The 12,818-nt window shown below is 67.5% G+C and carries 14 protein-coding genes; 10 read left to right on the plus strand and 4 right to left on the minus strand.

Going from position 1 to position 12,818, the window contains the following annotated elements:
• Positions 1 to 18 precede the first annotated feature (18 nt).
• Positions 19 to 1,047, minus strand: a complete 1,029-nt coding sequence (fbaA, locus tag ACZ6DT_RS01700) for a class II fructose-bisphosphate aldolase (RefSeq protein WP_465587101.1) — start codon at positions 1,045 to 1,047, stop codon at positions 19 to 21.
• 83 nt (positions 1,048 to 1,130) lie between these two features.
• On the minus strand, positions 1,131 to 1,952 hold the full coding sequence (locus ACZ6DT_RS01705; RefSeq protein WP_465587103.1) for an LLM class F420-dependent oxidoreductase: 822 nt from the start codon (positions 1,950 to 1,952) through the stop codon (positions 1,131 to 1,133).
• Positions 1,953 to 2,002: 50 nt separating this feature from the next.
• On the opposite strand from ACZ6DT_RS01705, the gene ACZ6DT_RS01710 reads away from it, so the two are divergent.
• The 6 genes from ACZ6DT_RS01710 to ACZ6DT_RS01735 all read left to right on the plus strand — a co-directional run bounded on the left by ACZ6DT_RS01710 (position 2,003) and on the right by ACZ6DT_RS01735 (position 7,850).
• A complete protein-coding gene (locus ACZ6DT_RS01710; RefSeq protein WP_465587105.1) occupies positions 2,003 to 2,914 on the plus strand; it encodes an aldo/keto reductase in 912 nt (303 codons plus the stop codon).
• Positions 2,915 to 3,063: 149 nt separating this feature from the next.
• Complete coding sequence (locus tag ACZ6DT_RS01715; protein WP_465587107.1) at positions 3,064 to 3,954, plus strand: short-chain dehydrogenase/reductase; 891 nt, start codon at positions 3,064 to 3,066, stop codon at positions 3,952 to 3,954.
• A gap of 4 nt (positions 3,955 to 3,958) precedes the next feature.
• The gene (locus ACZ6DT_RS01720; RefSeq protein ID WP_465587109.1) at positions 3,959 to 4,432 is read left to right on the plus strand and encodes a pyridoxamine 5'-phosphate oxidase family protein; all 474 of its coding nucleotides are present in this window, start codon (positions 3,959 to 3,961) and stop codon (positions 4,430 to 4,432) included.
• 81 nt (positions 4,433 to 4,513) lie between these two features.
• Positions 4,514 to 5,986 (plus strand): flavin-containing monooxygenase, encoded by a 1,473-nt coding sequence (locus tag ACZ6DT_RS01725; RefSeq protein ID WP_465587112.1) that lies wholly within the window; start codon positions 4,514 to 4,516, stop codon positions 5,984 to 5,986.
• Positions 5,983 to 6,849 (plus strand): metal-dependent hydrolase, encoded by an 867-nt coding sequence (locus ACZ6DT_RS01730; RefSeq protein ID WP_465587115.1) that lies wholly within the window; start codon positions 5,983 to 5,985, stop codon positions 6,847 to 6,849. Before ACZ6DT_RS01725 ends, ACZ6DT_RS01730 begins: the two co-directional genes overlap by 4 nt.
• Entirely contained in the window at positions 6,846 to 7,850 is a 1,005-nt protein-coding gene (locus ACZ6DT_RS01735) for a PDR/VanB family oxidoreductase (protein ID WP_465587117.1), read from the plus strand. The genes ACZ6DT_RS01730 and ACZ6DT_RS01735 overlap by 4 nt, the downstream gene beginning before the upstream one ends.
• Before the next feature lie 4 nt (positions 7,851 to 7,854).
• On the opposite strand, the gene ACZ6DT_RS01740 is transcribed toward ACZ6DT_RS01735, so the two are convergent.
• Positions 7,855 to 8,139 carry a YciI family protein gene (locus ACZ6DT_RS01740; protein ID WP_465587120.1) on the minus strand — a complete coding sequence of 95 codons (285 nt, stop codon included), beginning with the start codon at positions 8,137 to 8,139 and terminating at the stop codon, positions 7,855 to 7,857.
• Positions 8,140 to 8,291: 152 nt separating this feature from the next.
• Here ACZ6DT_RS01740 and ACZ6DT_RS01745 point away from each other — a divergent pair, with 152 nt between their 5' ends.
• The 4 genes from ACZ6DT_RS01745 to ACZ6DT_RS01760 all read left to right on the plus strand — a co-directional run bounded on the left by ACZ6DT_RS01745 (position 8,292) and on the right by ACZ6DT_RS01760 (position 11,350).
• On the plus strand, positions 8,292 to 8,867 hold the full coding sequence (locus tag ACZ6DT_RS01745) for a SigE family RNA polymerase sigma factor (RefSeq protein ID WP_465587122.1): 576 nt from the start codon (positions 8,292 to 8,294) through the stop codon (positions 8,865 to 8,867).
• A gap of 91 nt (positions 8,868 to 8,958) precedes the next feature.
• Positions 8,959 to 10,170 (plus strand): N-acetylglucosamine-6-phosphate deacetylase, encoded by a 1,212-nt coding sequence (gene nagA, locus ACZ6DT_RS01750; protein ID WP_465588769.1) that lies wholly within the window; start codon positions 8,959 to 8,961, stop codon positions 10,168 to 10,170.
• A 17-nt stretch (positions 10,171 to 10,187) separates the two neighbouring features.
• Positions 10,188 to 10,574, plus strand: a complete 387-nt coding sequence (locus ACZ6DT_RS01755; RefSeq protein ID WP_465587125.1) for a hypothetical protein — start codon at positions 10,188 to 10,190, stop codon at positions 10,572 to 10,574.
• A gap of 53 nt (positions 10,575 to 10,627) precedes the next feature.
• The gene (locus ACZ6DT_RS01760) at positions 10,628 to 11,350 is read left to right on the plus strand and encodes a DedA family protein (RefSeq protein WP_465587128.1); all 723 of its coding nucleotides are present in this window, start codon (positions 10,628 to 10,630) and stop codon (positions 11,348 to 11,350) included.
• 67 nt (positions 11,351 to 11,417) lie between these two features.
• On the opposite strand, the gene ACZ6DT_RS01765 is transcribed toward ACZ6DT_RS01760, so the two are convergent.
• Positions 11,418 to 12,806, minus strand: a complete 1,389-nt coding sequence (locus ACZ6DT_RS01765; protein ID WP_465587131.1) for an FAD-binding oxidoreductase — start codon at positions 12,804 to 12,806, stop codon at positions 11,418 to 11,420.
• Positions 12,807 to 12,818 lie beyond the last annotated feature (12 nt).

The raw sequence follows: 12,818 nt of genomic DNA on the forward strand, positions 1-12,818 counted from the left end.
GGACTAAATGCGTACTGGTCAGAGCTTGTTGCCTGCGGAACCCAGCGACTGAGCGGCCTCGACGATGCGCGCGGCCATGCCGGCCTCGGCGGCCTTCAGGTAGCTACGCGGGTCGTAGACCTTCTTGTTGCCGACCTCGCCATCGATCTTCAGGACGCCGTCGTAGTTCTTGAAGAAGTGCTCCGCGATCGGACGCGTGAAGGCGTACTGCGTGTCCGTGTCGACGTTCATCTTCACGACGCCGTAGGACACCGCCTCGCGGATCTCCTCGGGCAGCGAGCCGGAACCGCCGTGGAAGACCAGCTCGAACGGCTTCGAACCCGCCGGGAGGCCGAGCTTCTTCGACGCCGCCTCCTGGCCGCCCTTGAGCACGTCCGGGCGCAGCTTCACGTTGCCTGGCTTGTAGACGCCGTGCACGTTGCCGAAGGTCGCGGCCAGCAGGTAGCGGCCGTTCTCGCCGGAGCCGAGCGCGTCGATCGTCTTCAGGAAGTCGCCCTCGGCGGTGTACAGCTTCTCGTTGATCTCGGCCTCGACGCCGTCTTCCTCGCCGCCGACGACGCCGATCTCGACTTCGAGGATGATGTTCGCGGCCGCGGCCTTGCCGAGCAGTTCCTGCGCGATTTCGAGGTTCTCGTCGAGGTCGATCGCGGAGCCGTCCCACATGTGGCTCTGGAACAGCGGGTGCTGACCGTTCTTGACCCGCTCCGCCGAGATCTCGATCAGCGGACGGACGAAGCCGTCGAGCTTGTCCTTCGGGCAGTGGTCGGTGTGCAGCGCGACGTTCACGTCGTACTTGGCGGCGACGACCTGGGCGAACTCGGCGAGCGCGACCGAACCGGTCACCATGTCCTTGACCTTCTGGCCGGACGCGAACTCCGCGCCGCCGGTGGAGAACTGGATGATCCCGTCGCTCTCCGCCTCGGCGAACCCGCGGATCGCGGCGTTCAGGGTCTCCGACGAGGTCACGTTGATGGCCGGGTAGGCGAATTCGTTCGCCTTCGCCCGGTCGAGCATCTCCGCGTAGACCTCGGGGGTGGCGATGGGCATCGTTTACTCCTCCTCGAAGCAGGCTGGTGCACCTCTCGGCCGCATCGTACGAGGTCGGCCGGGAGGTGCCTACAGCCGTCGCGTCAGAGGAGGACGCCGGCGAGCGCCCGGTAGACCGGCAGGGGGTCTTGGTTCAGTACCTGGATGTTCACGTGGTCCGCCCCGGCTTCGATATGCGCGGTGACGCCGCGCGCGACCGCCTCGGCGTCGCCGTGGATGGCCAGCGCGTCGACCAGCTTGTCGCTGCCCTCACCCGCCAGGTCCTCGTCGGTGAAGCCGAGTTTCCGCAGGGAGTTCGTGTAGTTGACGAGGCCGAGGTAGAACTTGACGGTGCCCCGCCCGATCTCCCGGGCCTTCGCCGGATCGGCCTCGAGGACGACCTTCTGCTCGGGCGCGAGCAGCGGTCCTTCGCCGAGGATCTCGCGCGCCTGGCGGGTGTGCTCGGGGGTCATCAGGTACGGGTGGGCTCCCGCTGTGCGGTCTCCTGCGAGTTTGATCACCTTCGGGCCGAGGGCGGCCAGCGCGCGGCCCTCGACGGGCACTCCGGCGGTGTCGAGCGCGTCGAGGTACTCGACCAGCGCGGCGTACGGCTTCTTGAACTCCGCGGTGTGCTCCCGGTGCCCGGCGCCGATACCGAGCAAGAACCGGTCCGGGTGTTTCGCGGCGATGCGTTTGTACGACTCGGCGACCGTGGTCGCGTCGTCCTTCCAGATGTTGACGATGCCGGTGGCCACCTTGATCGTCTTCGTCGCGTCGAGGAGCTCCTCCGCCTTCGCGAGGTCACCCGACGGTGAACCGCCGATCCAGATGGCGCCGTAGCCGAGTTTCTCCACTTCACGGGCGAGTTCGGGGGTGAGCACGCCTTCGAGCTGCCAGATGCCGATCCTGCCGAGTTCGATTCCCATGCTCCGAGCCAACGCCTGCCTCCGCCGATGTCTTCCCTTAAGTTCGGGGTATGGCGAAACTCGGCAGCACCGATCTCGATGTCCAGGGGATCAACCTCGGCGGGAACGTCTTCGGCTGGACCGCGGACCAGGAGCAGTCCTTCGCCGTCCTCGACGCCTACACGGCGGCGGGCGGCAACTTCGTCGACACCGCCGACCTGTACTCCAAGGGCGGCTCCGAGACGATCATCGGCGACTGGCTGGTCCGGCGCGGCCGCCGTGACGACGTCGTCATCGCGACCAAGACCGGCATGTGGGACGAGCGGAAGGGGTTGTCGGCGGCGAACATCGCGGCGGCGGCCGAAGACTCGCTGCGCCGGCTCCGTACCGACCACATCGACCTCTACTACGCGCACATCGACGATCCGGAGACCCCGATCGAGGAGACGCTGCGGGCCTTCGACGCGCTCGTGCGCGCGGGCAAGGTCCGCTACGTCGCGGCGTCGAACTACTCGGCCGAACGGCTGAGCGAGGCACTGTCCATTTCGGACCGAGAGGGGCTGGCGAAGTACGTCGCGCTGCAACCGCATTACAACTTGGTCGAGCGGGACTACGAGCGGGACCTGGCGCCGACGGTCGAACGCGAGAACCTGACTTCCCTCCCGTATTTCTCGCTGGCAAAGGGTTTTCTCGCCGGGAAGTACCGGTCGGAGGACGACCTCGGCGACAGTCCCCGCGCCGCCCGCGCTTCGTCCTATTTGGACGAACGCGGTGAGCGGGTGCTCTCGGCGCTCGACGAGGTCGCGGCCGCCCGCGGCGTCTCGGTCGCGGCCGTCTCGCTCGCGTGGCTGTTCGCCCAGCCGACCGTCACCGCGCCCATCGCGAGCGCCCGCTCGGTCGAGCAGCTGAACGATCTCCTGCCCGCCGTCGACCTGGCGCTCACCCCTGCCGAGGTCGACGCCCTCACCTCCGCCTCGCGCTAGCCACCCCCGCGTTTCGTCCTCTGGATGCGGTAGTTCGCACCGCCAACTACCGCATTCAGAGGACGAAACGCATACTTACTTGTGGGTAGCTTACTCCGGGTAGGTTGGGGTACCGTCCGAAAGCCTTAGGGCTCGGACGAGGAGGCAACGTGGCCAAGAACAGCGTGAACGGCAAGGTCGTCCTGATCACCGGCGCCGCCAGGGGCATCGGCGCGGGGCTCGCCGAACGCCTGGCCGCGCAGGGCGCGAAGGTCGCATTGGTGGGCATCGAAGCCAAGGAACAGCAGGCGGTCGCCGACAAGATCGGCCCCAGCGCGCACGCCTGGGAAGCCGACGTCACCAGCTGGGACGACCTCGAGCGGGCCACCGCCGGCGTCGTCGAGCACTTCGGTGGCATCGACATCGTCATCGCGAACGCCGGCATCGCGACCTCCGGTTTCGTCCGGTCGGTGGATCCGGCCGCCTTCGAGAAGGTCATCGAGGTCGACCTCTTGGGTGTCTGGCGCACCTTCCGCGTCACCCTTCCGCATGTCATCGACCGCAAGGGCTATCTGCTCGCGATCTCCTCGCTGGCCGCGATCACCCACGCGCCCGGCATGGCCAACTACGCCGCCGCGAAGGCCGGCGCCGAGGCGTTCTGCAACAGCTTGCGCGCCGAAGTCGCGCACCTCGGCGTGAAGGTCGGCGTCGCGCATCCGACCTGGATCCGCACCGACCTCGTCGAAAGCGCGGACCAGCACCCCGTCTTCGGCAAGCTCCGCACCGGCATGCCCGGCCTGCTCGGAAAGACCTACCCGCTGTCCGTCGCGCTCGATCACCTCCAGGCCGGGGTCAACAAACGCGCCCGCACCGTGCACGTGCCCCGCTGGGTCGGCGGGCTCAAACTGATCCGCGCGTTCCTGCCGCCGATCATCGAGATCGGCGCGAAGAGCCGGATCAAGAAGGCGGACGCGGCCGCGCTCATGGACATCAAGGAGCGCGGCGCGTACGAATCTTCGATAACCGGTCAGGCAGGCCGGGCCGCCACGAAAAAGGGGTAACCGCATGTCCCGTCGCGACCAGATCCGCATGTCACCCGACGAACTCGCCGCGTTCCTCGACGAGCAGAAGGTCATCAACGTCGCGACGATCGGTCCCCACGGCCGCCCGCATCTCGCGCCACTCTGGTATTACCCGCACGAGTCGGGCGTCGCGACCTGGACTTATGGCTCGTCCCAGAAGGCGAAGAACCTGGGGCGCGACCCGCGCGCCACGGTGCTCATCGAGGACGGCGAAAGCTACGACAAGCTCCGCGGGATCTCCCTCGAAGCCGACGTCGAGGTCATCACCGATATCGCCGTGGTCACCCAGATGGGCATCAAACTCATGCAGCGGTACGCGGGCGCGAAGCCGGGCGATCCCGTTCCGGACGAGCTCGCGGGGTTCATCGGCAAGCAGGCCCCGAAGCGGATCGGGCTGATCTTCCGGCCGACGAAGATCGCGAGCTGGGATCACTCGAAGCTCGGCGGGACATACTGACGGGTAGGTAGTACTAGTAAGTAACTGTTACTTGAGGTAACGTCATCTGGGCCCGAACGCCTCGAAGTGGAGGATTGCCAGATGACCGAGCGATTCAAGGTCGTGATCGTGGGCACCGGTTTTTCCGGGCTCGGCCAGGCCATCCAGCTCGAAAAAGCCGGAATCTCCGACTACGTGATCCTGGAGAAGGCGGACGAAGTCGGCGGTACGTGGCGCGACAACTCGTACCCCGGCTGCGCCTGCGACGTGCAGTCCCACATGTACTCGTTCTCGTACGAGCAGAATCCGGACTGGTCGCGGTCGTTCTCGCCGGCCCCGGAGATCTTGCAGTACCTCAAGGACGTCACCGACAAGTACCGGCTGCGGCGCAAGATCCGGTTCGGCGTCGAACTCACCGGCGCCACCTGGGACGACACCGCGCGCCGCTGGCACGTCCACACCAAATCCGGCCAGGACATCGAGGCTCAGTTCGTCGTCTCCGGCGTCGGCGGCCTGCACATCCCGCAGGTGCCCAAGCTGCCCGGGATCGAGGAGTTCAAGGGCCAGACCTGGCATTCGGCGCAGTGGAACCACGAGTACGACCTGCGCGGCAAGAAGGTCGCCGTGGTCGGCACCGGCGCCAGCGCGATCCAGTTCGTCCCGAAGATCGCCCCCGAGGTCGACGAGCTGACGCTGTTCCAGCGCACGCCGCCGTGGATCATGCCGAAGCCCGACCACGCCATGCCCGGCTGGGCCAAGACCGCGTTCCGCCGCATCCCCGGCGTGCAGCGGCTCTACCGCAACGCGCTCTACTGGTTCCTCGAAGTGCGCGCCGTCGGCTTCAACGGCCATCCCGCGATCATGAAGGCCGGCGAGATGATCGCGAAACGCCACATCGGCAAGGCCATCAAGGATCCGAAGCTGCGCGAGAAGGTCACCCCGGACTACACCATGGGCTGCAAGCGGGTGCTGATCTCCAACGACTACTACCCGGCGATCAACCGGTCCAATGTGGACGTCAACACTGAAGGCGTGCGTGAGGTCAAGGCACACAGCGTCGTCGACGGCGACGGCGTCGAGCACGAGGTCGACGCGATCATCTACGGCACCGGTTTCAAGGTCACGGATGCCTTGGAATACCTCGACATCACCGGGATCGACGGCCGTGACCTCGCCAAGGAATGGGCCACCGAGGGGATGCGCACCCACAAGGGCATCACCGTTTCCGGCTTCCCCAACCTGTTCTTCCTCCTCGGCCCGAACACCGCGCTGGGCCACAACTCCGTGGTCTTCATGATCGAGTCGCAGGCGCGGTACGTCGTCGACGCGATCGAACTCGCCGATTCCCGTGGCGCCGCCACGATCGACGTCCGCGCCGGCGTTCAAGAGAAGTTCCAGCGCGAGATCCAGGACAAACTCGTCAAGGGTGTGTGGACCCAGGGCGGCTGCAAGAGCTGGTACCTCGACGCGAAGGGAGTCAACCGGACGATCTGGCCCGGGTTCACCTGGCGCTACTGGCTCGAAACCCGCAAGGTCGACCCGAGCGACTACGAACTCAGCGGCCGGTCGTCGTGACGGACCTCGAACAGATCGTCCTGCACGCGCGCGACGTCGAGTTCGACTGGGCGTCGCTGCCGATGCACTGGATCCCGGGCGAACCGCAGGCGACGCACACGATCAACGTGCTGCATCTGGCGCTGCCGGAGGGCGAACGCTGGTTCGTCGAGGTGTTCAAGCAGGCCGTGCCGCTGATCCGCGACGAGCGGCTCAAGGAGGACGTTCTCGGCTTCATCGGCCAGGAGGCCATGCACGCCGAGGCGCACGACGGCGCCGCGGAACACCTCGAAGCGGCGGGTGTCCCCGTGCGGCCGTACATCGCGCAGATGGAGTGGATGTTCCGCCGCCTGCTCGGCGACCGCGACCTGTCCGCCCGACGGCGTGAGGAATGGCTGATCGAACGGCTCGCCATCGTCGCCGCGATCGAGCACTACACCGCTTTCCTCGGCCAGTGGATCCTCGACGCCGAAGCGCTCGACAAGGCGGGCGCCGACCCGACGATGCTGGACCTCCTGCGCTGGCACGGCGCCGAGGAGGTCGAGCACCGCTCTGTCGCCTTCGACCTGTTCATGCACCTCGACGGCCGCTACACCCGCCGCGTGCGCAGCATGCTCGTGGTGACGCCGGTGCTCGCGTGGGTCTTCTTGCGGGGCACCAGGTTCCTCATGAAGAACGATCCGACGCGGCCGGGCAAGACGAGTTTCCGGACATATCTGCGCATCGCGAAGCTCGGCCTGCTGCCCTCGGGCAAGCAGTTGCGGCGCGAGATCCGGCCGTACTTCCGGAAGTCCTATCACCCGACCGAAACCGGCGACACCGATCAGGCCGTCGCGTACCTCGCGAGTTCTCCGGCCGCGCTGGCCGCCGACGCACCACGATGAAGACACCGCCGCGGCCGCTGCGCCTCGACGGCAGCGGGCGTACCGACCGCGCGATGGCGTCGCTGACGGGTGTCGTCGCGCTGTACCGCAGGCTCAGCGGGGTGAGCGGACGCCGTCGTCCACCGGTGGCCGCCGTCGACCGTGATCTTCCGTTGGTCGTCGACGATGTCCGTGCCGAGGCCGACGGCGTGGCCGGGCTGCGGCTGGTGCACGAACGCGGCGAACCACTGCCGCGATGGCGGCCCGGCGCGCACATCGATCTCTCGCCGCGGCCGGGGCTGGTCCGGCAGTACTCCTTGTGCGGCGACCCGGAAGACCGCTCGGGCTACCGCGTCGGCGTCCGGTTGCTCGGCGAGGGATCGACCGCGGTGCACGCCTTGAGGAAGGGCGCGCGGATCACCGCCCGCGGCCCGCGTAACGCTTTCCCCTTCGTCACGAGCCCGGCGTACCTGTTCATCGCGGGCGGCATCGGGATCACGCCGATCCTGCCGATGGTGCGGCGGGCGGCGGCTTCCGGCGCGGACTGGCGACTGGTCTACACCGGTCGTGACCGGGCTTCGATGCCGTTTCTGGACGAATTGTCCCGCTTCGGCGACCGCGTCCGGATTCGTCCGGACAAGGACTACGGCGTTCCCGCTTCCGGCGCCGAGCTTCTCGAAGGGGCACCGGAAGGCGCGCCGATCTACTGCTGCGGCCCGGTTCCGATGATCGTCGGTGTCCGCACGGACGCGGCGCTGCGTGCTTCGGGGCCGGTGTTCTTCGAACGGTTTTCGACGCCGCCGATCGTCGGCGGCAAGCCGTTCCGCGTCGAATTGGCTCGCAGTGGCAGGGTTTTGGCCGTGCCCGCCGACCGGACGACGCTCGACGTCCTGCGCGAAACCGTGCCCGGCATCGCTTATTCGTGCCGTCAGGGGTTCTGCGGGACGTGCGAACTGCCGACGGTGACCGGCGACCGCGTCCGAATCTGCGTCGAACGCGAGCCGGTCACCCTTGATCTCTGAGCTGTCAGGCTTCCTTCGGGATCCACGAGCCGATCACCGGCTTGAACTCGCGCACGGACCGCTTCGCGACAACACCTTCGAGGTGGTACGGATCCTTGTCGATGATCTCGAGCAGCGCCGCTTCGTCGGCCGCCTGGTACATCGAGATGCCACCGGAACCGTCGCCCAGCGGGCCACCGAGCGCGACGACGCCCTGGTCGGCGAGGGCGGACAGGAATTCCCGGTGCCGGGGGCGCACGTCCGCCAGCTTCTCCTGCACGTACGTGATCTCCACCAGGAACCAGGCCATCGACATCTCCAAGTCACTCCGACAGGGTTGCGACAGACGCTACCCAGCGTCTGAAGGATCCGATCAGGCAGGAGTCCCACCTCACCCGATACGCTGACCTGGCGCCACGCACAGGTTGTGCTTCAAAGGGGTAAATGAACAGGTAGGGGTACATGCTCGAGGGCAATGCGGAACGCAGTGTCGAGGTGACCCTCGGCCACCTGCGCACCATGGACGGACCGGTCGCGCCACCGCCGCCTGCGGCACCGCTGACCCTTGAGGATCTCTATCGCCAGCACCGGATGCGGCTCGTCCGGCTGGCCATCCTGCTCGTGGACGAACCGGCGACCGCCGAAGACGTCGTCCAGGAGGCGTTCACCGGGCTGCACCGCAACTGGGGACGCCTGCGCGACGCCGCCGCGGCCGTCGGGTACCTGCGCACCGCCGTGGTCAACGGATCACGCAGTGTGCTGCGCCGCCGCAAGACCGCGCGCGAGTACGTCGCGCCGCATGCCGTCAACGCGCGTTCGGCCGAAAGCCTCGCCATGCTGTCGAGTGAACATCAGGCCGTGGTGAGCGCTTTGTCCAAACTGCCCCCTCGCCAACGCGAGGTTTTGGTCCTTCGTTACTACGGTGGGCTGAGTGAGGCCGAAATCTCGGAGGCCGCCGGGATTTCGAAAGGTACCGTTAAGTCAACCGCCAGCCGGGCGCTGGAAGCACTGCAGAAAGCGATGCAGTCGCCGAACTGAGACCCGGCCCCAATCTCGAGCGCTGGGTTGTGCCGCCATGCTTGGTCCAGACCAATATATGCTGGGGGGCGTGAGAGGCGCCGGAGATTTCGTGATCGTGGGTGGCCGGGTCGTCGCCCCGGACCGTGTACTCGACGACGGCTGGCTGGCTATCGCCGGCGGCAAGATCGTCCAAGTCGGTTCCGGGACACCCCCGGACATCGGCGGTGCCGACTACGTCGACGTCGGCGGGTGCCTGGTCGTGCCAGGCTTCGTCGACACCCACTGCCATGGCGGTGGGGGCGGGTCGTTCTCCAGCGCGAGTCCCGAGGAGCTGTACCGCGCGATCCGCGCGCATCGGCGGCACGGGACCACGACCATGCTCGGCAGTCTGGTCTCGGACCCCCTTCCGGTACTCAGGGACCAGATCGCGGCCCTGCGTGAGCTGGTCCAAGAGGGTGAACTTGCCGGAATTCACCTTGAAGGACCCTTCATCTCGAAGGCCCGTTGCGGAGCGCACGATCCGGGAACGCTGATCGAGCCGGACACGGCCACGGTCAACGCGCTGCTCACCTCCGGCCGCGGCGACATCCGGATGGTCACCCTCGCCCCCGAACTGCACGGCGGGATCAAGGCGGTCCGGCAACTGGCCGAATCGGGTGTCATCGCCGCCATCGGGCACACCGACGGCGTCGAGGACCAGATCCTCCCCGCGATCGACGCGGGCGCTTCCGTCGCGACGCATCTCTTCAACGCCATGCGGCCCCTCCACCACCGCGAGCCGGGCCCGATCGGCGCCCTTCTCGACGACGAACGAATCACCGTCGAACTGATCTGCGACCTCGTCCACGTGCACCCCACCGTGCTGCGGCTGGCCGCGCATCACGCCGGCAAGGGCCGGACGGTGCTGATCACCGACGCCATGTCGGCCACCGACGCCGCGGACGGCAGCTACATCCTCGGCCGCCTCGAGGTCGACGTCCGCGACGGTGTCGCCACCCTGGCCGGGAACGGCTCGCTGGCCGGCAGCACGCTGACCATGGACGCGGCCTTCCGAAATCTGGTCCGCGGCGCGGGCATCGACCTGCTCGACGCCGTCCGCGCGACCTCCGGACGGCCGGCCGAACTGCTCGGCCTCGCCGACCGGACCGGCTCGCTGCGCGCCGGGCTCGCGGCCGACGTCGTCGTGCTCGATCGCGACCTCCGGCCGGTCAAGGTGCTGCGCCAGGGGGAATGGGTCAAGGAGGACGCTGCGGCTACATTGAGCGCCACGGCCCCGCTGAGCGGCGCGGTCGAAGGCGGTGTGTCGGTCAGCGACGGGTAGTGGCGAAGGGAGTCCGGATGAGCGAGCCCAAGGACCCGGAAAAGCTCCTGTCCGACGCCTTGCGCGCACAGGCCGTCTTCGCTCCTTCGGCGGAACGCGTCTCGGAAGCCACTGCGGACAAACCGACCGAAACGGACACGGGGAGTAGCGTTCCGGAGGTTCCTGCCGGGAAGAACGAACTGCCCCCGCAGTACGGGCTGCTCTCCGGTGCCGGCGCCGACTCGCTCGAACGGGAACGCGTCGCGCTCGAAGACGCCGAAACGGCCAGGCTGGCGGAGCGTCCGACGCCGCCTCCAGCGCCTTCGCCCAGTAGCGCGCCTTTGCCCGCGTACTGGGTGCTGCTGCTCGCCGTACTGCTGGGGCTGGCCGCCGGTTCGGTGATCGGGCTGCTCACGCTGATCTGAGCCGCCTCTCCCGTCGAGTCAGAGCACTCAGCGTCACCCTGTACCGTTTCGGTGTGATCCTGGCGCAGAACAACGTGACGACGATGGGCCTCCTGCCGGAGTGGCTGGACCCGCAGCACCTGCTGAGCGGGTTGACCGTGCCGGTCATCACCGTGCTCTGCCTGATCATCTTCGTCGAAAGCAGCATCTTCCCGGTGCTGCCCGGTGACTCACTGCTGTTCACCGCGGGCCTGTTCATCGCGAACGGCTCGATCGAGGCGCCGTTGTGGCTGGTGTGCGTCCTGGTCACCGTCGCCGCGCTGGTCGGCAACGCGGTCGGCTACGGCCTGGGGCGGAAGGTCGGCCCCTGGCTGTTCCGGAAGCCGGATTCGAAGTTCTTCAACCAGAAGTACGTGGACCAGACCCACGCCTTCCTCGAAAAGCACGGGCCGAAGGCGGTCGTGCTGGCGCGGTTCGTGCCGTTCGTGCGGACGTTCATCACCTGGATCGCCGGCATCGGCAAGATGGACCCGAAGAAGTACTTCACCTACACCGTCATCGGCGGCATCCTGTGGGCCGCCGGGATCACCGCGCTCGGTCACCTGCTCGGCGGCGTCGCGTTCATCCGCGACAACGTCGACGCTATCTTCATCCTGATCGTGCTGGTGTCGGTGGTGCCGATCGTGATCGAATACATCAAGGCCCGCCGCGAGAAGAAGCACGCGGACACCGCGACCGGCCTCGTCGCCGAGACCGCCGAGGACATCACGCAGCAGATCCCGCGCATCCGCGACTGACCTCTCCGACGTGCCATGAACGGTCCGTTACTGGCAAATTTTGCAAGTAACGGACCGTTCATGGCGTTCAGAGGGAGAACATCGAACCCGGGTTGAAGAGGTTCCCCGGGTCGAGGGCCCGCTTGATCTGGCGATGCACGTGAAGGCCGACTTCGCCGATCTCCTTGACGAGCCACTCGCGTTTGATCCGGCCGATGCCGTGCTCTCCGGTGACCGTCCCGCCCAGGGACAGGCTGACGTCGAGGATCGCGTCGAAGGCCGTCCGCGCGCGGGCGAACTCGTCCTCGGAGTCCGGCGCGTAGACGATCGTCGGGTGCATGTTGCCGTCACCGGCGTGGCCGACGACGGCGATCCGCAGGCCCACTTCCTCGCTGATCCGCTCGCAGCCGGCGATCAGGTCGGCGATGCGCGTGCGCGGCACGCAGACGTCGTCGGTCAGCCAGACGCCGTACATCTCCAGCGCGGTGAGCACGACCCGCCGCGCCTGCAGCAGCATCTTGCCCTCTTCGATGTCCTCCGTGGCATAGGCCAGATCCGCGCCGCAGTCGACGCAGATCTGTTCCAGCGCCGCGAGTTCCCGGCGCGCGACCTCGCCGCCGGAGTCGGATTGCGCGAGCAGCAAGGCTTTGCAGTCCGAACTCGTGCCGAGGTCGGTCTTGAGGTAGGCCTCGGCGGCCTTGATCGACGTCGCGTCCATGATCTCCAGCAGCGACGGCACCAGCCCCTCGCGCACCACCCGCGCGACGGCCTCGCCCGCGGCTTCCGTGCTGCTGAAGGCGGCGACGAGGGTGGCTGGCGGCTGCGGCAACGGTTTCAACGCGACGGTCGCCTGCGTGATCACGCCGAGCGTGCCTTCACTGCCGACGAAGAGCCGCGCGAGGTCATAGCCCGCGACGCCCTTCACCGTGCGGCGCCCGGTCTTCAGCAGTGAGCCGTCGGCGAGCACGACTTCCAGTCCCAGCACGGAATCCGTGGTGACGCCGTACTTCACACAGCACAGCCCACCGGCGTTGGTGGACAGGTTTCCGCCGATGGTGCACCAGTCGTAGCTGGACGGATCCGGCGGATAGAACAGGCCGTGCTTCTCCACCGCGTTACGGAAATCGAGGTTCACCACGCCGGGCTGCACGACGGCGAGCCGGTTGCCTTCGTCGATCTCGACGATCTGGTCGAGTTTGGTCAGCACCAGCACGACACAGCCGTCGATCGCGTTCGCGGCGCCGGACAGACCACTGCCGGCGCCGCGCGGCACGATCGGCACCTCGAACTCCGCGCACGCCTTCACCACGGCCTGCACACCTTCGACGTCGGACGGCAGCACCACCGCGAGGGGTTTGCCGCTGGCGGCCAGCGGCATCATGTCGCGCGAGTAGGCGTCCGTGACGTCGGTGTCGGTGAGCACCGCGGCTTCGCCGAGATGCTCGCGGAGCCGGGTGAGCAGGGCATGGTTGTTCATGTCCTCATCGTA

This window comes from Amycolatopsis sp. NPDC041971 (assembly GCF_055588925.1).

Bases quoted from the DNA above. Each gene is read 5' to 3' on its own strand.
- fbaA (WP_465587101.1), bottom strand. From the start codon at position 1,047: ATGCCCATCGCCACCCCCGAGGTCTACGCGGAGATGCTCGACCGGGCG.
- ACZ6DT_RS01705 (WP_465587103.1), bottom strand. From the start codon at position 1,952: ATGGGAATCGAACTCGGCAGGATCGGCATCTGGCAGCTCGAAGGCGTG.
- ACZ6DT_RS01710 (WP_465587105.1), top strand. From the start codon at position 2,003: ATGGCGAAACTCGGCAGCACCGATCTCGATGTCCAGGGGATCAACCTC.
- ACZ6DT_RS01720 (WP_465587109.1), top strand. From the start codon at position 3,959: ATGTCCCGTCGCGACCAGATCCGCATGTCACCCGACGAACTCGCCGCG.
- ACZ6DT_RS01725 (WP_465587112.1), top strand. From the start codon at position 4,514: ATGACCGAGCGATTCAAGGTCGTGATCGTGGGCACCGGTTTTTCCGGG.
- ACZ6DT_RS01735 (WP_465587117.1), top strand. From the start codon at position 6,846: ATGAAGACACCGCCGCGGCCGCTGCGCCTCGACGGCAGCGGGCGTACC.
- ACZ6DT_RS01740 (WP_465587120.1), bottom strand. From the start codon at position 8,139: ATGGCCTGGTTCCTGGTGGAGATCACGTACGTGCAGGAGAAGCTGGCG.
- ACZ6DT_RS01745 (WP_465587122.1), top strand. From the start codon at position 8,292: ATGCTCGAGGGCAATGCGGAACGCAGTGTCGAGGTGACCCTCGGCCAC.
- ACZ6DT_RS01755 (WP_465587125.1), top strand. From the start codon at position 10,188: ATGAGCGAGCCCAAGGACCCGGAAAAGCTCCTGTCCGACGCCTTGCGC.
- ACZ6DT_RS01765 (WP_465587131.1), bottom strand. From the start codon at position 12,806: ATGAACAACCATGCCCTGCTCACCCGGCTCCGCGAGCATCTCGGCGAA.